General features: G+C 63.6%; 17 protein-coding genes and 1 pseudogene. 9 read left to right on the top strand and 9 right to left on the bottom strand.

Annotated elements, in window-relative coordinates; all coding sequences use genetic code 11:
• Positions 1 to 24: 24 nt before the first annotated feature.
• Complete coding sequence (locus tag IVB05_RS35945) at positions 25 to 951, bottom strand: DMT family transporter (RefSeq protein ID WP_247787254.1); 927 nt, start codon at positions 949 to 951, stop codon at positions 25 to 27.
• A 407-nt stretch (positions 952 to 1,358) separates the two neighbouring features.
• Here IVB05_RS35945 and IVB05_RS35940 point away from each other — a divergent pair, with 407 nt between their 5' ends.
• Positions 1,359 to 1,523 (top strand): hypothetical protein, encoded by a 165-nt coding sequence (locus tag IVB05_RS35940; RefSeq protein ID WP_247780773.1) that lies wholly within the window; start codon positions 1,359 to 1,361, stop codon positions 1,521 to 1,523.
• A gap of 29 nt (positions 1,524 to 1,552) precedes the next feature.
• Here IVB05_RS35940 and ybaK read toward each other — a convergent pair whose 3' ends face one another.
• Entirely contained in the window at positions 1,553 to 2,026 is a 474-nt protein-coding gene (gene ybaK / locus IVB05_RS35935; protein WP_247780771.1) for a Cys-tRNA(Pro) deacylase, read from the bottom strand.
• Positions 2,027 to 2,305: 279 nt separating this feature from the next.
• Here ybaK and IVB05_RS35930 point away from each other — a divergent pair, with 279 nt between their 5' ends.
• Together IVB05_RS35930 and IVB05_RS35925 are read left to right on the top strand one after the other, a co-directional pair.
• On the top strand, positions 2,306 to 3,598 hold the full coding sequence (locus IVB05_RS35930; protein WP_247780768.1) for an adenylosuccinate synthase: 1,293 nt from the start codon (positions 2,306 to 2,308) through the stop codon (positions 3,596 to 3,598).
• Between the two features lie 37 nt (positions 3,599 to 3,635).
• Complete coding sequence (locus IVB05_RS35925; protein ID WP_247780767.1) at positions 3,636 to 5,279, top strand: hypothetical protein; 1,644 nt, start codon at positions 3,636 to 3,638, stop codon at positions 5,277 to 5,279.
• A gap of 197 nt (positions 5,280 to 5,476) precedes the next feature.
• On the opposite strand, the gene IVB05_RS35920 is transcribed toward IVB05_RS35925, so the two are convergent.
• Positions 5,477 to 5,746: a hypothetical protein gene (locus IVB05_RS35920; RefSeq protein WP_247780764.1), complete on the bottom strand. Its 270-nt coding sequence runs from the start codon at positions 5,744 to 5,746 to the stop codon at positions 5,477 to 5,479.
• Between the two features lie 875 nt (positions 5,747 to 6,621).
• Between IVB05_RS35920 and IVB05_RS35915 the strand changes: the two genes are divergently transcribed.
• The 4 genes and pseudogenes from IVB05_RS35915 (at position 6,622) to IVB05_RS35900 (ending at position 9,548) form a co-directional block, all read left to right on the top strand.
• Positions 6,622 to 7,752 (top strand): DUF2336 domain-containing protein, encoded by a 1,131-nt coding sequence (locus tag IVB05_RS35915; RefSeq protein WP_247780762.1) that lies wholly within the window; start codon positions 6,622 to 6,624, stop codon positions 7,750 to 7,752.
• A gap of 170 nt (positions 7,753 to 7,922) precedes the next feature.
• Positions 7,923 to 8,345: a DUF5413 family protein gene (locus IVB05_RS35910; RefSeq protein WP_247780760.1), complete on the top strand. Its 423-nt coding sequence runs from the start codon at positions 7,923 to 7,925 to the stop codon at positions 8,343 to 8,345.
• Positions 8,346 to 8,777: 432 nt separating this feature from the next.
• Positions 8,778 to 8,891: pseudogene (locus IVB05_RS35905) on the top strand (AraC family transcriptional regulator); the annotation flags it as partial.
• 120 nt (positions 8,892 to 9,011) lie between these two features.
• Positions 9,012 to 9,548, top strand: coding sequence for a DUF4112 domain-containing protein (locus IVB05_RS35900; protein WP_247780759.1), 537 nt, complete (start codon positions 9,012 to 9,014; stop codon positions 9,546 to 9,548).
• Positions 9,549 to 9,629: 81 nt separating this feature from the next.
• Here IVB05_RS35900 and IVB05_RS35895 read toward each other — a convergent pair whose 3' ends face one another.
• From IVB05_RS35895 to msrA, 5 genes are all read right to left on the bottom strand, one after another.
• On the bottom strand, positions 9,630 to 9,914 hold the full coding sequence (locus tag IVB05_RS35895; RefSeq protein ID WP_212417802.1) for a hypothetical protein: 285 nt from the start codon (positions 9,912 to 9,914) through the stop codon (positions 9,630 to 9,632).
• Positions 9,915 to 10,137: 223 nt separating this feature from the next.
• Positions 10,138 to 10,302 carry a DUF3309 family protein gene (locus tag IVB05_RS35890; RefSeq protein WP_247780758.1) on the bottom strand — a complete coding sequence of 55 codons (165 nt, stop codon included), beginning with the start codon at positions 10,300 to 10,302 and terminating at the stop codon, positions 10,138 to 10,140.
• A 144-nt stretch (positions 10,303 to 10,446) separates the two neighbouring features.
• Positions 10,447 to 10,821 (bottom strand): hypothetical protein, encoded by a 375-nt coding sequence (locus tag IVB05_RS35885; RefSeq protein WP_247780756.1) that lies wholly within the window; start codon positions 10,819 to 10,821, stop codon positions 10,447 to 10,449.
• Between the two features lie 117 nt (positions 10,822 to 10,938).
• Positions 10,939 to 11,349, bottom strand: a complete 411-nt coding sequence (msrB, locus tag IVB05_RS35880) for a peptide-methionine (R)-S-oxide reductase MsrB (RefSeq protein ID WP_247780755.1) — start codon at positions 11,347 to 11,349, stop codon at positions 10,939 to 10,941.
• A gap of 9 nt (positions 11,350 to 11,358) precedes the next feature.
• On the bottom strand, positions 11,359 to 12,078 hold the full coding sequence (msrA, locus tag IVB05_RS35875) for a peptide-methionine (S)-S-oxide reductase MsrA (protein ID WP_247780754.1): 720 nt from the start codon (positions 12,076 to 12,078) through the stop codon (positions 11,359 to 11,361).
• A 265-nt stretch (positions 12,079 to 12,343) separates the two neighbouring features.
• On the opposite strand from msrA, the gene IVB05_RS35870 reads away from it, so the two are divergent.
• Complete coding sequence (locus tag IVB05_RS35870; protein WP_247780753.1) at positions 12,344 to 14,053, top strand: caspase family protein; 1,710 nt, start codon at positions 12,344 to 12,346, stop codon at positions 14,051 to 14,053.
• A 9-nt stretch (positions 14,054 to 14,062) separates the two neighbouring features.
• Here IVB05_RS35870 and IVB05_RS35865 read toward each other — a convergent pair whose 3' ends face one another.
• Positions 14,063 to 15,178: an ATP-dependent RecD-like DNA helicase gene (locus IVB05_RS35865; RefSeq protein ID WP_247780752.1), complete on the bottom strand. Its 1,116-nt coding sequence runs from the start codon at positions 15,176 to 15,178 to the stop codon at positions 14,063 to 14,065.
• 199 nt (positions 15,179 to 15,377) lie between these two features.
• On the opposite strand from IVB05_RS35865, the gene IVB05_RS35860 reads away from it, so the two are divergent.
• A complete protein-coding gene (locus tag IVB05_RS35860; RefSeq protein ID WP_247780750.1) occupies positions 15,378 to 16,586 on the top strand; it encodes an LLM class flavin-dependent oxidoreductase in 1,209 nt (402 codons plus the stop codon).
• The last annotated feature ends 6 nt before the right edge of the window (positions 16,587 to 16,592 follow it).

The following is a 16,592-nucleotide window of genomic DNA, read 5'->3' as shown; positions in this document are numbered from 1 at the left end:
GCCTCGCGTCCGGGAGAGGGAACGCTACGCAGAGGCCTTTCGCGACGCCACAAACACCCCGGTCAACACCAGCGCGAAGCCGATGAAGTGGAACGCTTGCGGATGCTCGCCGAGGAAGACGATCGACATGATGGTTCCGAACACCGGCACCACGTGGAAGAACGGCGCGGCGCGGTTGGCGCCGATCAGTTGCACGCCGCGATTGTAGCAGAGATAGGCGATCGTCGAGGGAAACAGCGCGACATAGGCGAGCGTCAGCAGGTTCGCCGCATCGATCTGCATCAGCGGCCGCGCGAACAGTTCCCAGATGAACAGCGGGATCAGGCAGGCCGCGCCGGCCCCGAAGGTGAAGGCGACGAACGACAGGCCGTGGATATCGGGGCGTTTTAGCGACAGCACCGAATAGATCCCGAAGATCGCCAGCGCCACGATGAAGATCAGGTCGCCGCGGTTGAACTCGATATTGGAAAGCTTGGTGAGGTCGCCATGCATCAGGATGATCAGCACGCCGGCCATCGACAGCAAAACGCCCGCGGTCTGAGCCAGCGTCAGTCGTACCCCGAGCAGCACGAGCGACCACACCGCGACCACCAGCGGTCCCGCCGACTGCAACAGCAGCGTGTTCAACGCCTGGGTATGCTCAAGCGCCCAGTATTGCAGGGTATTGAACGCGCCGATGCCGGTGATCGAGAGCACGATCATGATGCCGAGCCGGCCGCGGATCGCGCCCCAGTCGCGGACCAGATGCTTCCAGGCAAACGGCAGGATGATCAGGAATGCGAACGACCAGCGCAGGAAGGAAAGCGTCACCGGCGCGATGTGGCCGGCGGCCATCCGCCCGACAATGGCGTTGCCGGCCCAGCACAGCGCGGTGATGCTGAGCAGCAGGTAAGGCTGGTTGGCGAGCCAGTTCCCGGATCGGGCGGGTGAAGTCTGTTCGGAAGCCGTCATTGAGGGATAAGGCCCGGTTGATGGCGCCGCGGCCCGCCCGGCTGACGTCGCCGGGCCGGAAATGTAGCCCGGCCCCTGCCACAGACACGGATTTGCGGTGCTCATCAATGGTGCAGGACGCATCGCGACCATGCAGCCCGACTCAGCTTTCCCCTTGTCTGTTCCTTGCCTGTTGTTTTGGGGTTGCCAGCGGGCGGGCGAATATGCAATCAAAGGACGATTGATTCATGCGACCCAACCTTGGTTTGTTTTCCGGGCGCATGCAGTGGGTTATTCCAGGTTAATTTCAGTACAGGCGTTCGTTCGATCGCTGGGACCACGGTTTTGCAGGCGGCGGCTGCGCAGCAGCTTCGTCTGTCCGTGAGGCGAATTTCTAGAGATGATGGGTTATTCCTTTGAACAAGCCGATGTCGGCCGAAGAAGCCGAAGCCGAAACACGTCACCAGTTTGCCGTTCGCGCCAATTCCATTCTGGCGTTCATCGAATGCGATGAGGAGCAGCGCCCGAAACTGCGCAGGGCCATCATCGAGGCGATGCTATGGGCGCAGACGCAGCAACAACTCACCACGTAGCGGCTAGCCGAAGCCGAAGCCAAGGCCGCTCACGCCACCAGTGCGCGCGCGATCGCGCCCGCAGCCTTCACGGCGTCCTGGGGAGCGAGTTCGACCTGCAGGCCGCGCTGGCCGCCATTGAGGAACACGCTTGGATGGCCGAGCGCGGCTTCCTCGATCGCGACCGGCACGCGCTTCTTCTGCCCGAACGGCGAGATGCCGCCGACATGGTAGCCGGTCAGCCGTTCGGCATCGGCCGGCCGCATCATCTTCGCCGCCTTCGCCCCGAAGGCGCCTGCGAGTTTTTTCATGCTAACTTCGCAGTCCGACGGCACCACGGCGCAGACCGGCTTGCCGTCAACCTCGGCCATCAGCGTCTTGAGCACGCGCGCAGGCTCAACGCCGAGCGCGTCCGCCGCCTGCAGACCGATGCTCGCCGCATCCGGGTCGTAGTCATAGGCATGCAGGGTGAATTTCATGCCCAGCTTTTCCAGCGCCTGGGTTGCACGGGTGGTTTTCGACATGGCCTTTCCGTCATTGCCGGATGTTAATGCGTCTGTCGCCCGGTGGTCAGGAATTTTACGGGGATATCAATGGGTTGGATCGGTTCTAAGACCCCCCTAAAACCGCCTTCTTGCTTGCCTAGAGCACCCGCTTCCTTTATCCGGTGGGGCTGCCTCGCATGCGAACGGCCCCGGCCGTGATTTTGGCTGGGCAAGCTAGCGCATGATTCGGAAAAGTGGAGACCGGTTTTCCGGAAAGGTCATGCTGGGACCATCAGATTTGCAGGGAACACTTTAGAAATGGCCAACGTTGTCGTCGTCGGCGCCCAATGGGGCGACGAGGGGAAGGGCAAGATCGTCGACTGGTTGTCGGAGCAGGCCGATATCGTCGTGCGCTTCCAGGGCGGCCACAATGCCGGCCATACGCTCGTCATCAATGGCGAGACCTACAAGCTGGCGCTGCTGCCTTCCGGCGTGCTGCGGCCCTCGAAGCTCGCCGTGATCGGCAATGGCGTGGTGTTCGATCCGCAGGCCTTCCTTGACGAAGTCGCAAGACTGAAGGGCCAGGGCGTCGCCATCAGCCCGGAAAACCTGCGCGTCGCCGAGAACGTCACGCTGATCCTGCCGCTGCACCGCGAGCTCGATGCGCTGCGCGAATCATCCAATGCCAACACTGCGATCGGCACCACCCGCCGCGGCATCGGACCTGCCTATGAAGACAAGGTCGGCCGCCGCGCCATCCGCCTGATGGACTTAGCCGACCTCGACACGCTGCCGCACAAGATCGACCGTCTGCTGGCGCATCACAACGCGCTGCGCCGCGGGCTCAATCTGGAGGAGATCGACGGTGGCGGCATCCTGAAGGAGCTCTCCGCGTTCGCGCCAAAGCTGTTGCCGTATGCCGAGACGGTGTGGCGGCTGCTCGACATCAAACGCCGCGAGGGCAAGCGCATCCTGTTCGAGGGCGCGCAGGGCGCGCTTCTGGATGTGGATCACGGCACCTATCCCTACGTCACCTCGTCCAACACGGTGGCGGCGCAGGCGGCGACCGGCACCGGCATGGGCCCGGGCGCGGTCGGCTATGTGCTCGGCATCTGCAAGGCCTACACGACCCGCGTCGGCCAGGGGCCGTTCCCGACCGAACTCAACAACGAAATCGGCGAGGAGATCGGCCGCCGCGGCAAGGAGTTCGGCGTCAACACCGGCCGCAAGCGTCGCTGCGGCTGGTTCGATGCCGTGCTGGTGCGGCAGACGGTCCGCACCTGCGGCATCACCGGGCTCGCCCTTACAAAACTCGACATTCTCGACGGCTTCGACACCATCGAGGTCTGCACCGGCTACATGCTGGACGGCAAGGAAATCGACCATCTGCCGGCGGGCGAGGGCGCTCAGGCCCGGGTGGTGCCGATTTATGAGACGATCGAAGGCTGGAAAGAGCCGACCGCCAACGCCCGTTCCTGGGCAGATCTGCCGGCCCAGGCGATCAAATATGTCCGCCGGGTCGAGGAACTCGTGGGTTGTCCGATTGCATTGCTTTCCACCAGCCCCGAACGCGAGGATACTATCCTGGTACAGAACCCGTTTGAGGCTTAACGGGATGTTACGGCCGGGGCAGCAGTATTGAAGAGAAATGGCTGATTATTACCCGCTGATCGCACGCGCCATCGCCGGCCTGGACCCCAATGCTCCAGGCGAGAGTCGGCGTGCGCTCTATGAGCGGGCGCGCACCGCGCTGATCGCGCAGTTGCGCAGCGTTCAGCCGCCGCTTTCCGAATCCGAAATCACCCGTGAGCGGCTTTCGCTGGAAGAAGCCGTGCGCAAGGTCGAATCGGAAGCCGCCCAGCGCGCCCGCGAGGCCTCGCGGCCCGGCGGCGGCAGCGGTGCCCCGCGTGGTGGCGACGCTTTCCGCCGCGCCAATGCCCGGCCGCCGGAATCCGCAGGCCCTCCCGGCGCGCCGTCCGGCGCCCTGCGGCAGCAGCGTCCGCCTTCTCAAGCCCCCTCGCGCGAGGCCCGTCCGCCGCTTGGCCAGGACGAACAACGCCCGCCGCGCAATCTGCGCGCCGATGCGCCGCCGCCCGGCGCACCGCGCCCGCAGCCGCCGCAGATTCCGATGCAGGATGCCGGCCTGCCGCCACCGCCGCCCCGCGAGCGCGGCGGCGGCCCCCGCCGCGGCCCCGACAACGGTAATGGCCCGCCGCCGATGCCGCCGCAGCCGCCCGGCATGCGCGGTTTCCGCGACATCGCCGCCGACGCCGACGATCTCGGCCGCGCCGCGGCGCAGGCCAACCGTGCCGCGCGAAAGACCTATGCCAACGTGCCGTCGCCTTCGCCGGAATTCGACCGGCTCGAGCCGAGCATGGAAAACCGCGGCGCCGATCCCGACGCGCCCTATTCGTATGACGAATCGCTGGCGGAGGCCGACCGTTACGCGCCGCAGTCGCCGCAGACGCCGCCGCCGCGTGAGCGCTCGCGGCTCTCGCAGGATCGCGACCGCGAGCCGAAGAAGCGCGCCCGCGCAGGCACCGTATTTCCTTTCAAGAGCGCGATCGCCGTCGGCATCGTGCTCATTCTGGTCGGCGCCGGCATCCTGTGGGGCAAGTCGGTCGTCACGACCGTGAGCAGCCTGTTCAAATCCTCCACTGCAGTGGAAGCGCCAAAGGATCCGGCCGCACCCCAGTCGCGCCCGAAGATACCCGACCGCGTCGGCCAGCCGGGTAGCGAGAACGTCGCGCCGGTGGCGCAGCGCGTCGTGCTGTATGACGAGGACCCGTCCGATCCCAAGGGCAAGCAATATGTCGGCTCGGTGATCTGGCGCACCGAACCGATCAAGGCGAGCGGCAACCAGAAGCCTGATGTCGCCGTGCGCGCCGACATCGAGATTCCCGACCGCAAGTTCAAGATGACGATGTCGTTCCGCCGCAATACCGACTCGTCGCTGCCGGCGAGCCACACCGCGGAATTGACCTTCATCCTGCCGCAGGATTTCTCCGGCGGCGGCGTCGGCAACGTGCCGGGCATTTTGATGAAGTCCAACGAGCAGGCGCGCGGCACGCCGCTGGCCGGTCTCGCCGTGAAAGTCACCGACGGCTTCTTCCTGGTTGGGCTCTCCAACGTCGATTCCGACCGCGCCCGCAATTTGCAGCTCCTGAAGGAGCGCTCCTGGTTCGACGTGCCCTTGGTCTACGTCAACCAGCGCCGCGCCATCATCGCGATCGAAAAGGGCGCCCCCGGCGAACGCGCGTTCAACGACGCGTTCGCGCTGTGGGGGGAGTAGCTATGGCGCGAGTGGCTGGAGCGCCGCAGATGCGCTCTCCAGCCTGAGCTGATCTCTACTGAGCCAGGAAATCGATAGCTAGATCGATCGCTAAATCGATCGCTGCACAGGTAGCGACCGGGTCCAGCAAGAAGACGGCCTCGGCATTGCACGCAGCTCTGCTGAAGCCGTTCTGTTCGTCTTCGCGCGAAGACCGGTCACTCCGCGGCGGCAGCTCGCCTCCGCGCGGCGTGGCCGCGCTCCATCACGGCACGGCAGCCCGGACTGAGATTCGCGCGCTGCCTGACCATGCAGGCGGTGATTCTCTGGACATTGGGAACTTCATGGCCGCATAGCCGCATGGCGTCGCCGGTGCACATCTGCTGCGCCTCCGACGAGAAGGCGAGGCTCGGAGTTACGGAAAGTGCCGTCGTCGCGAAGGCGATGGCGAAGAGAAGTGCGATCCTGCTTGTATGGTGGAAAGTCATCGATGCGTTCCCCAAGGTTGCGCGCGGTGCTGGCCGCTGTTCATCGGGGGCGCTGCACGCGGTTTGCGCTGCCGCACGCGTCATCCATCACCCGGGAATCACCCGGTGTGGTTGCTCGATTTCTGCCGATGTTCGAATCAAAAGTGCTGCGCCGCTCCGCCGCGAATTATGCGCTAATGCTGCGAAGCTGCAATGGCTCGCGCCAACACTTCCTTAACTGTTGCGTGCGCGCCACGTCGACCGAAGCGCAGAGACAACTCGGCATTGACGCTGCGTTCTTTCCAGGTCGATGGATTCCAAAGAAGGCACAGATGCGGGTCTCTGCGTCTTTCGTCCTCGAGCGCGATCGAACCGCCCGCCTCCGCTTGTCATATCCCGCCTTGTGCGCAATTGCGCACTGGGGCGGGGATCCAGTACGCCGCAGCTTCTCGATGGACTATGAACGTCTCTGGAATACTGGATCACCCGCCTCGTGGGTGATGACGGTCCTGTGCGGATTGTAGCGGTGAGGCCCCCGGAAGCGGCCGTTGCCCGGCCCGGTTGCCGCAACCGGCCGGGCTCGCCTTCCGCGCTGCAAAACTCAGTATAAATGCGGAAATTCCCGGTACCGAAACAACCACCCGTTAGGGAAGCCCGGGTACGATCAGCGGCTATTGCTCGCACCCGGCTCATTGCTTTCGTTGGAGTGAAAAGGCTGCCGAAACCGGCCTTTCGAATGGCGCTCAAATGTTTGTTCATTCCGCTGCCGATGGATCCACGAAGACCCCGGCCGTCCCTGCGATGGCGCGGCTGCTGGGAGCATTCCGCATGACGCGAACTTGCGCAAATGGGGTCATGCGGCGAGCCGGCACGACCGGTGCGGAGGCGGGATAGTCATGCCTGCCGCTTCGACGGATCTGCGCAAGGAATTGAATGGCGCCGAAGAGGATGGACCCGAGCACGATGCCCGGATTTTCGGCGAGGTGACGGACCTGTTCCTGTCCAATGTCGGTCGCCTCGGTGACTCGCAGATCGCTGCGGTCGATGGCGTCCTCGCCCACCTGATCGCGCGGGTGGACGCAACGACCGTGATCCAGCTCAGCGAGGCGCTCGCCACCATCGACCGGGCCCCGCGACAGACGATCCGCCAGCTTGCGTTCCACGAACAGCCCCAGGTCGCCGCGCCGGTCCTGAGAAGCTCCGGCTGTCTGTCGGAAGCCGACCTTCTTGAAATCGTCAAAAGCCGTAGCCAGCAGCATCTGCTGGCGATCTGCGACCGGAAGGCGCTCAACGAAGCGCTGACGGACGCGCTGATGAGATTTGGCGACGTCAACGTCTCCAATGCACTCGCGCGGAACGCCGGCGCACGTTTCTCCGAATGCGGCTACGCGACGCTGGTGGGGCGGGCAGAGCGTGACGAGGGGCTGGCGGAAAAGCTCGGCGTTCGCCTGGACATTCCCGGCAGCTTGCTGCGCGAGCTCATTGGCAAGGTTGCCGACGTGGTTCGCGCGCGGTTCCTGACGGCGCCGCGGCCTGTCGTGCGGGGGAAAGGTTCTGCCGCGGCCGCCGGACAGAGCGGCGCGGCCCGGAAGGCGATAGACTATACCCAGGCGCAAAGCGAGGTCGTTGCGCTCAATCGTACCGGCAAGCTGAATGATTCAATCGTCAACCGGTTCGCGGTGAGGGGTGAATACACCCACGTGGTCGCAGCGCTTGCCTTGAAGGCCGACGTCAAGGTCGAGGCGATCGAACCCTTGCTCGAACCCGACCGGGTGTATGGGCTGATCGTCGCCTGCAAGGCCGCCCGGCTGACCTGGTCGACAACGACGATGATCGTCCGCAACCGGCCCAATTGCCCGCCATCCACCGACCGGGAGCTCGAACAATGCGTGGCGGTGTTTGAGTCCTTGTTGCTGTCGGTCGCGCAATGGACCATCCGGTTTGGATCGGATCGGATTCTGGCCAAGAAGAACGAGCCGGCAGCAGTGTCGACGGCTGCCAATGGCAAACTGAGCCGGTCTGCCTGACGGCGGCTTTGGCATCGAAGGTTGCTGACCTCTTGACTCCGCCCTGACTGGATTTGAAATTGTGTACGGCCAAGGCGCTGTCGAGATCGGATCATGTCCGGTCACGGAACCAGCGGTTGGTCCGACGGTGAGTCTTCGTTCTCGACACTTGACTCAACGCAGAGGTCGCCATGAAACGCTATCTGATCTTCGGAGCTATCGTCCCGCTCGTCGGCGGGTTTTTGATGCTGTTCGCGACCACTGTGGCTTCGGGCTACTGGACCGAGACCAACTGGTCGGAGATCGGAAAATTCCTCGGCGCGTTCGTCAAGACGCTGCAGTACAGCTACCTGTTCGGCATCGTGCCGGCGCTGATGGTCGGCGCCATCGATGACATTCTCTGCCACGTCAAGCGCATTTCTCCCGTGGCGCGGATGCTGATCGTAGGCGCGATCGGTTTCACCGCATCGGAATTGCTCTATGGCTCGCGCGGGCCGGATACCGGCGCGGTGCAATTCCTGCTCTACGGCATCGTCGGCATGGCGCCTGCGATGCTGTCGTCCTGGCTGGCGCACAGATATGCCGACACGCCGCGGCCGGTGCATTCGACTTAACGCTTCGCATCGATGCAAAATCGCAGGGTGGGCAAAGGCGCGATAGCGCCGTTCCCACCATCTATCATCGAGCGAGCTTCTTGATGGTGGGCACGCTTCGCTTTGCCCGCCCTACGGACTGCGAACTGATTTGCTTTGCGCGCAAGCGCACGAGCAAAGCAAAAACGGCGGGCCTTTCGGCCCGCCGCTCATGCGCATGTAACTGCAATACGCTTACGTGAAAGAAAGCCCCGAGCCCACTCAACCGTGGTTAAGGCTTGAACTCTAGATTTTTTTCGCGGCCGGTCTATCCGGTAAACCCCGGGGTCGGGGCAGCGGGTTGCCGATCGCGCGTCAGGTTCCGTTGGCGCGGCAGCGGCCGAAGGGGCCGCGGTGCCAGCCACGGCCGTATCCGCCGGCGACCTCGATGACGTCGCTATGGGTTGCGGGCGCGAGCGGCGCATCAGCGACATCGCCTTCGCATGCGGCTTCAACGATCTGTCCTATTTCAACCGCTGCTTCCGCCGCCGCTTCGGCCTGACGCCGACGGCGGCGTGGGGGAGGTAAAGCGTTTTCAAGCGAAGCGGAGACCGGTTCGCATCAAGAAAACGCGTCAAAGATCAACAGCGTCGAAAGCGAAAGCGATAATTTGACGCAACTTGCAGCTCGCGTTCGCGTTACCATGTGATGACCATGTCAAACGACGATATCTACACGCCGCCGCGTTCACGTTCCGGGCAGTCTTCCCGGACGCGCGCGGCCGGGCGCGGCCCGGTGATCGACCAGGAGGGGCACGAGCTCCCCGAGGCGAACCTGCATACGCAGTTCGAGGGATTGCGGTTCGATTTCGGTCATTCCGCCGCCAATCCGTTCGGAGATCTGACGCGCGAGCAGCGGCTGGCGCGGCTCGATGCCATCGCAAAATTGCTTGATGTCGCCTTCATCGTGCCGGGCACCAAGTTTCGCTACGGCATCGACGGGCTGATCGGGCTGATCCCCGTGGTCGGTGACATCATCACGACGGCGATTTCGCTGTGGGTGGTGCGCGAGGCGCGCGCGCTCGGGGCGCCCTGGCACATCACGGCGCGGATGCTCGCCAATGTCGCGGTTGACGGCGTGGTCGGCCTGGTGCCGGTCGCGGGCGACGCTTTCGACGTCATGTTCCGCGCCAACGTCCGCAACGTGCGCATGCTCAAGCGCTGGCTCGACCGGCAGCCGCGTTAACGCATGACGCTGGAAAACATGTCGCCAAAAAACATGCCCTCGGAGATGCTCCGAGGGCATTCCATTATCGATCGCGGAATCTTAGGCCGCGTCGGCCTTGTCTTCGGCGCTGGCGGGCGCACGCGGACGGCGCGGCAGCGGGAAGGCTTCGCTTTCATAGAGCGAGCGGATGCCGCTCTGGTCGAAGCGGGCTTCCTCGACCTGCAGGTAAGCGCCATTCAGCGAGTCCGCCGGCAGTTCCTCGATCGCGAAGCGAACCGCTTCGGCCGCGGTGCCAAAACGCCGATAGGCAAACCCGGCCCGCTTCTTCTTGCGGATCGCGGCGGGAAACAGTTCGGCGGCGGTGTTGTAGCTGAAGGGACGCATGGACGGTGACCTCAATCTTTTGCGGCTCTCGCGTGTGAGCAATGGGGATTGGATGACGGTGGGCCACTATGGCGGGCCGCGCCGTGCACGTCATTTCAGGACCCAATATAAGCTTCTTTGACAAAAATGCGACCCCTGAACGAGCGGATCGGGGGTGATGATGAATCCACGCATGGCTGCCGGGAACAAAAATTTAATCAAGTTTTTTCAATGGCTTAACGGCTCAAATCTTGCCGAGCAGCAGCAGGATCAGGAGCACGATTAAAATCACGCCAGCGAGGCCCATGCCGGAATGGCCGTAGCCATAGCCATAGCCCCGGATACGGCCGGAGAAGCCGCCGAGCAGGAATATGATCAAGATAATGACGAGTATCGTTCCAAGCGACATGGCGCGCTCCCCGAAGGCCCGCGAGCGCCTCCCCAAAAACGCTCCCGCAGCCCGGATCAAAGCATATTCCGGGCCGCGAGTCCGTGGTCGATCCGCCGAAAAGGGGGGCACTGCCCTTCTCCCACAAGGGGAGAAGGGAAGAAGTCACTTCTTCGTCGCGTCGATCGGCAGCACCTTCAGCGGCGTTGCATAGGGCTCGACGCGAAGGGAGTCAGTGGCAATCAGGCCGATCTTGTGCAGCGGCGCCTGTTCGAGATCGCCGCCGGCGGATTTGCGCACCGCGTACTGCCACGCGCTCATCGAGCCCTTGGCGACCAGCATTTTGGCGACGCCGCCGGCGTTCTGGCCTTCCATCTGGGCAAGATCGCCCTCGCTGATCCCGATCACGACCTCGTCCTTGGCGGTGATGACCTTGAACAGGGAGACCTTGTCGGCGGCAAAGGCAGGCTGGATCACAACGCTCTCCATGATGAGGATCGCTGCGCCGAGACCGAACAGCAGACGTTTGGAAATGTGCATGTCGAAATTCATCCTTGTTTGCGCGCCGGGTAGGTCGGGAAGCGTCCCACAAACAAAACCCCGCGCGACCAGCCCTTGGTCGCACGGGGTGAAGAACAGGTTCGAGCGCTACTGGAACTATTTCGGCTGCAGCTTCAAGGCGGCCGAGTTGATGCAGTAGCGCAGGCCGGTCGGGCCGGGGCCATCGGGGAAGACGTGGCCGAGATGGCCGTTGCATTTCGAGCACAAGACTTCAGTGCGGATCATGCCGTGGCTGACATCGCGCTCTTCGTCGACATGGCTATCCACGGCGGGCGCGGTGAAGCTCGGCCAGCCGCAGCCGGAGTCGAACTTGGCATCGGATTCGAACAGCGTCTGGCCGCAGCCTGCGCAGGTATAGGTGCCCTTGCGGTGCTCGTGCTCATATTCGCCCGAGAACGGCCGCTCGGTCGCCTTCTCGCGCAGCACGGCGTACTGCATCGGCGACAATTCCTTGCGCCACTCGGCCTCGCTCTTGACGACCTTGCCGGATGTTTTGGTGTCGGACATCTATCCTCCTTAATTGGTGGCCTTCGCCTTGCTCACCAGCGTCGGCTTCTCAATGTAGTTCTCCGCGAAGATCTTCTTGAGGTTCTCGACCTTCGGGATGTCGTTGAAGACAATATAGGGCTGGTTCGGGTGCAGCGTCAGGTAGTCCTGGTGATAGTCTTCCGCCGCGTAGAACGCCTGCAGCGGGCCGACCTTGGTCACGATCGGCTTCTTGTACACCTTGGCGGCGTTGAGCTGGGCGATATAGGCCTCCGCGACCTTCTTCTGCTCGTCATTGGCGGTGAAGATCGCCGAGCGATATTGCGTGCCGGTGTCCGGGCCCTGGCGGTTCAATTGCGTCGGGTCGTGCACGACGGAGAAGAAAATCTGCAGGATCTTGCCGTAGCTGATCTTCTTCGGGTCGTATTTGATCTCGACCGCCTCGGCGTGCCCCGTCGTGCCGGTGCCGATCATGGTGTAGTTCGCGGTCATCTTGCTGCCGCCGGAATAGCCGGACACCGCGTTGAGCACGCCAGCCGTGTGCTGGTACACGCCCTGCACGCCCCAGAAGCAGCCACCGGCGATCACGGCGGTCTGGATGCCGTCGGCCGCCTGGACGTCAACGGCAGGGGCCGGAATGATGACAGCTTCCTCCGAGGCGCGCGACGGGCTGATGGCGACCGCGGCGATGGCCAGCGCGCCGATGGCGGCAGCGCACAGCGACAGGTGGCTGAGATGGCGAGGGGACATGGTTTCCTCTTTCGGCAATGGTTGGGGGCAGTCTAGAGCGGGATCGGCGTTTCGCAATCGGCTCAACTCTCTCCGATGCCCAAGATACGGCGTGGGCCGCGGATTGTTACGGCGTGCGCCACACGAGTTCGTGAATAAAGCTGCGCCCGCGCAAGGCCTTAAGGAGGGGCGATCGGTCACGCTTGACCGGTGCGGGCCTCTCTTTCCACAATGAACCGCCGGTCGCGCGCCGCGACCAAATTCCATGTGCCGGAGCGTTCTGCCGATGTTGCGGGCCTTATTGCTGGGTCTCGTCATGCTTGTTGCCGCCGGCCCCGCGCGGGCCGCCGGCGATGTCGAAACCTGCCGGAACGCCACGGCGGAACCCGCCGCACGCCTGGCGGCCTGCGAGAGCGTGATCGCCGACGAGAAGATCACCGGCCCCTCACGGGCCGCCGCCTTCTGGTTTCGTGGCGACAGCCTGATGAAGAAGCGCGATTACGATGGCGCGATCGCGGCGTTCACCGCCTCGCACGAGATCGCGCCCCAGAATATCAGCGTCATCAACGCGCGCGGCATTGCCTACAGCTACAAGGGCGACGACGAGCGCGCGCTGGCCGACTATGACCTGTGCCTGCAGTTGCGTCCGACGTACGGCAGTGCCTACAACAACCGCGGCCTGATCTTCATGCGCAGGGGAGAACTGCAGCGGGCCCTCGATGAATTCAACCTGGCGGTCAAACACGTCTTCAACGATCAGAGCCGCTTTCTCCACCACTACAACCGGGCCCGCGTCGAGGGCTTGCTCAAGCTGTATGACGCCTCGCTCGCCGATTACGCCGAAGCGCAGAAGGTCAATCCCGATGGCCCGCAGGTTCCGGCCTACCGGTGCATCACCTACACCAGCATGGGCAAGTTCGATGAAGCGATCGCCGACTGCAACGCGGCATTGGTGAAAACGCCGAACCAGATCTACACGCTGACAAGCCGCGCCAACGCCCATCTCGGCAAGGGCAATCTCGACGCCGCGCTCGAGGATTACAACCAGGTGCTCAAGACCAATCCGAACTACGTTCGAGCCTATGTCGGCCGCGGACAACTTTACGAGAAACGCCGCAACATCGCCACCGCACGTGCCGACTATCGCTCGGCAGCCAGCGCCGTTGCGGCGCGGCGCGAGGACATCGACACCACGCTGGCGCGCCGTATCGCCAAGGAGCGGCTGGAGGCGTTGTTGGGCACGGCGGCGCCTGCGCAGGCGGGCAAGGGCACGCCATCAGCGCCGGCCGGGCCGCGCAAGGTCGCGTTGATCGTCGGCAATGGCGCCTACAGGAATGTTGCTCCGCTGGCTAATCCGCCGCACGACGCCAAGCTGATCGCGTCGACCTTTCGCGAGCTTGGCTTTGCCACGGTGACGGTGGCGCCCGATCTCAGCCGGGACAAATTTTTCGCCACCCTGCACGAATTCGGCATGGAGGCCGAGAAGGCGGACTGGGCTGTCGTCTATTATGCCGGTCACGGCATGGAGATCGGCGGCGTGAATTATCTGATTCCAGTCGACGCCAGGCTGAAGGCCGACAGCGACGCGGAGACGCAGGCGGTCGCACTTGAACAGGTGATCGCATCTGTTGCCGGCGCTCGCAAGCTGAGGCTTGTCATGCTCGACGCCTGCCGTGACAATCCCTTTGAAAAGACCATGCAGCGGACGATTGCGCTAAAACTGGTCAACCGCGGCTTCTCCAACATCGAGCCGGAAGCCGGCTTCATGGTGGCCTATGCCGCCAAGCACGGCGAGACCGCGCTCGACGGCGATGCCGCCAACAGCCCGTTCGCCACGGTACTCGCGCGCGTCATCAAGGAACCGAAGATCGAAGTGCGAAAGCTGTTCGACATCGTCCGCGACGACGTCTGGAAGGCCACCAATCGCACGCAGCAGCCGTTCACCTACGGGTCGCTGCCGGGGCGCGAGGATTTTTACTTCGTGGCGGGGAAGTAGGTTCGGCCGCTACACCACCACGCTCAGCCGCTTCGCCGCGCGCGTGATGCCGGTGTAGAGCCATCTGGCCCGGCTGTCCTGGAACGCAAAGCTTTCGTCAAACAGCACCACGTCGTCCCATTGCGAGCCCTGCGACTTGTGCACGGTGAGCACGTAGCCGTAGTCGAACTCGTCATACGGCTTGCGCTGCTCCCACGGGATCGCCTCGATGCCGCCCTCGAAGCAATCATGGCGCACCGACACCTTGGTGACCTTGTGACCGAACTCCTCGTCGGGCGACAGCCGCATGGTCAGGATTTTTGATTTCGTGCGCGGCTGGGTGCGCGACTTCACCCGCCACAGCCCGCCGTTGAACAGGCCCTTCTTGCGGTTGTTGCGCAGGCAGACCAGCTTGTCGCCGGCCACCGGAAAGGGATCCTCGATGTTCTGCTTCTGCCGCACCCGCATGTTGTAGGCACGGCGGGTGTTGTTGCGCCCGACCAGCACCTGGTCGGCGCTCATCACGCGATCCGGGTCGAGCTCGCTGCGCGGTACCACCTCGCTCTCGCCATGGCGGCCGATTTCGAGTTCGCGGCCCTCGCGGATATCCATCGACATCCGCACGATCGGGTCGTCCTGCGCCTGGCGATGCACCTCGGTCAGCATCGCGTCGGGCTCGCAGTCCGTGAAGAAGCCGCCGCCCTGGATCGGCGGCAACTGCGCGGGATCGCCGAGCACCAGCAGGGGACAGTCGAACGACATCAGGTCGCGGCCGAGTTCGGCATCGACCATCGAACATTCGTCGATCACGATCAGTTTGGCCTTCGAGGCCGGTGCATCGTCCCAGAGTTCGAAGCTCGGCTGCTCGACGCCGGATTCCTTGGCGCGATAGATCAGCGAGTGAATGGTGGAGGCGTTGTCGCAGCCCTTGTTGCGCATCACCAGCGCCGCCTTGCCGGTGAAGGCCGCATACTTCACCTCGCCATCGACGCCATCGGCGATGTGGCGCGCGAGCGTGGTCTTGCCGGTGCCGGCATAGCCGAACAGCCGGAACACCGGCGGCGTGCCGCCCCTGCCGGGCTTGGCCTTCAGCCAGTCGGCAACGGCCTTCAGCGCGGAATCCTGATGCGGCGTGAACGTAGTCATTGGGTCCAGATGAAGAGAAGAGCGGGCGGAAGGCCGCGACTCAACGGAAGCGTAAAGCTAACCATTCGCGCGTTCCATGCAAGGCTGCTTCCGCGCCACGGAATTGCTGTTTCGCGGTCGAGGCTGGACTTGGGTTGCATGGCGAATACACTGCCTGAAAACAACAAGCGGTTCGTAACAAGCGGTTTTGGGAGGCGTCATGAAATTCGGCATCTTTTACGAGCTGCAACTGCCGCGCCCATGGGAAGAGGGCGACGAGCTCCGGCTCTACCAGAACGCGCTGACCCAACTTGAGACCGCCGACCAGCTCGGCTATGACCATGCCTGGGTGGTGGAGCACCATTTCCTGGAAGAATATTCGCACTCGCCTGCGCCGGAATCCTTTCTCGCCGCGGCCAGCCAGCGGACCAAAAACATCCGGCTCGGCCATGGCATTTTCCAGCTCACGACAAATCACCCCGCCCGCGTCGCAGAACGCGTCGCGGTGCTCGATCTACTGTCAAACGGCCGCTGCGAGTTCGGCATGGGCGAGAGCGCGTCGATCACCGAACTGACGCCGTTCGGCCGCGACATGGAAACCAAGCGCGAGGTGTTCGAGGAAGCGGTTCAGGCGATCTTTCCGATGTTCACGAAAGTCGGCACCGAGCATCATGGCAAGTATTTCGACATTCCCCTGCGCAACGTGGTGCCGAAACCCGTGCAGAAGCCGCATCCGCCGCTGTGGATGGCCTGCTCGCAACTGCCGACCATCGAGCGCGCCGGCGAGAACGGCTTTGGCGCGCTCGGCTTCCAGTTCGTCAGCGCGGACGCGGCGCATGCCTGGGTGCATGCCTATTACAACGCGATCACCAAGCGGCTGAAGAAGCTCGCCGATTACGAGATCAATCCGAACATGGCGCTGGTGTCGTTCTTCATGTGCGCCAAGACGGACGAGGAAGCGCGGGCGCGTGCCGACGGCGCCACCTTCTTCCAGTTCGCGTTGCGCTATTACGGCGCCTCGCAGAACCGGCAGCGTCCGGATCCCGGCACGGTCAACATGTGGGGTGAGTACAACAAGTGGAAGCGCGAGAATCCGGAAGCCCAGGAGGCGGCGCTGCGCGGCGGCCTGATCGGATCACCGGAAACCATCCGGAAGAAGCTGCGGCGTTTCCGCGCTTCCCACATCGATCAGGTGATCCTGCTCAACCAGGCCGGCAAGAACACCCACGAGCACATCTGCGAGTCGCTTGAGCTGTTCGGCAAGGAAGTGATGCCGGAATTCCAGAACGACCCCGAGCATGACGCGTGGAAGAAAGGCGTGATGAGCGGGGCGATCCAGCTCGAAGAGATCGACACCGAGGCCTTCAAGGACCGTTACGGGAAGCTGGCGGTGAGCGTCTCACCGCCGCCGAAAGTGGCGGCGGGGTAGTGGCTT

The organism is Bradyrhizobium sp. 170 (assembly GCF_023101085.1).
GTDB lineage: Bacteria > Pseudomonadota > Alphaproteobacteria > Rhizobiales > Xanthobacteraceae > Bradyrhizobium.
Note: the sequence above shows the minus strand (reverse complement) of the source record. Positions and strands in the feature narration are given on the sequence as shown.

Coding starts and splice junctions, on each gene's coding strand:
- IVB05_RS35945 (WP_247787254.1), bottom strand. CDS start 951: ATGACGGCTTCCGAACAGACTTCACCCGCCCGATCCGGGAACTGGCTC.
- IVB05_RS35940 (WP_247780773.1), top strand. CDS start 1,359: ATGTCGGCCGAAGAAGCCGAAGCCGAAACACGTCACCAGTTTGCCGTT.
- ybaK (WP_247780771.1), bottom strand. CDS start 2,026: ATGTCGAAAACCACCCGTGCAACCCAGGCGCTGGAAAAGCTGGGCATG.
- IVB05_RS35930 (WP_247780768.1), top strand. CDS start 2,306: ATGGCCAACGTTGTCGTCGTCGGCGCCCAATGGGGCGACGAGGGGAAG.
- IVB05_RS35925 (WP_247780767.1), top strand. CDS start 3,636: ATGGCTGATTATTACCCGCTGATCGCACGCGCCATCGCCGGCCTGGAC.
- IVB05_RS35920 (WP_247780764.1), bottom strand. CDS start 5,746: ATGACTTTCCACCATACAAGCAGGATCGCACTTCTCTTCGCCATCGCC.
- IVB05_RS35915 (WP_247780762.1), top strand. CDS start 6,622: ATGCCTGCCGCTTCGACGGATCTGCGCAAGGAATTGAATGGCGCCGAA.
- IVB05_RS35910 (WP_247780760.1), top strand. CDS start 7,923: ATGAAACGCTATCTGATCTTCGGAGCTATCGTCCCGCTCGTCGGCGGG.
- IVB05_RS35900 (WP_247780759.1), top strand. CDS start 9,012: ATGACCATGTCAAACGACGATATCTACACGCCGCCGCGTTCACGTTCC.
- IVB05_RS35895 (WP_212417802.1), bottom strand. CDS start 9,914: ATGCGTCCCTTCAGCTACAACACCGCCGCCGAACTGTTTCCCGCCGCG.
- IVB05_RS35890 (WP_247780758.1), bottom strand. CDS start 10,302: ATGTCGCTTGGAACGATACTCGTCATTATCTTGATCATATTCCTGCTC.
- IVB05_RS35885 (WP_247780756.1), bottom strand. CDS start 10,821: ATGCACATTTCCAAACGTCTGCTGTTCGGTCTCGGCGCAGCGATCCTC.
- msrB (WP_247780755.1), bottom strand. CDS start 11,349: ATGTCCGACACCAAAACATCCGGCAAGGTCGTCAAGAGCGAGGCCGAG.
- msrA (WP_247780754.1), bottom strand. CDS start 12,078: ATGTCCCCTCGCCATCTCAGCCACCTGTCGCTGTGCGCTGCCGCCATC.
- IVB05_RS35870 (WP_247780753.1), top strand. CDS start 12,344: ATGTTGCGGGCCTTATTGCTGGGTCTCGTCATGCTTGTTGCCGCCGGC.
- IVB05_RS35865 (WP_247780752.1), bottom strand. CDS start 15,178: ATGACTACGTTCACGCCGCATCAGGATTCCGCGCTGAAGGCCGTTGCC.
- IVB05_RS35860 (WP_247780750.1), top strand. CDS start 15,378: ATGAAATTCGGCATCTTTTACGAGCTGCAACTGCCGCGCCCATGGGAA.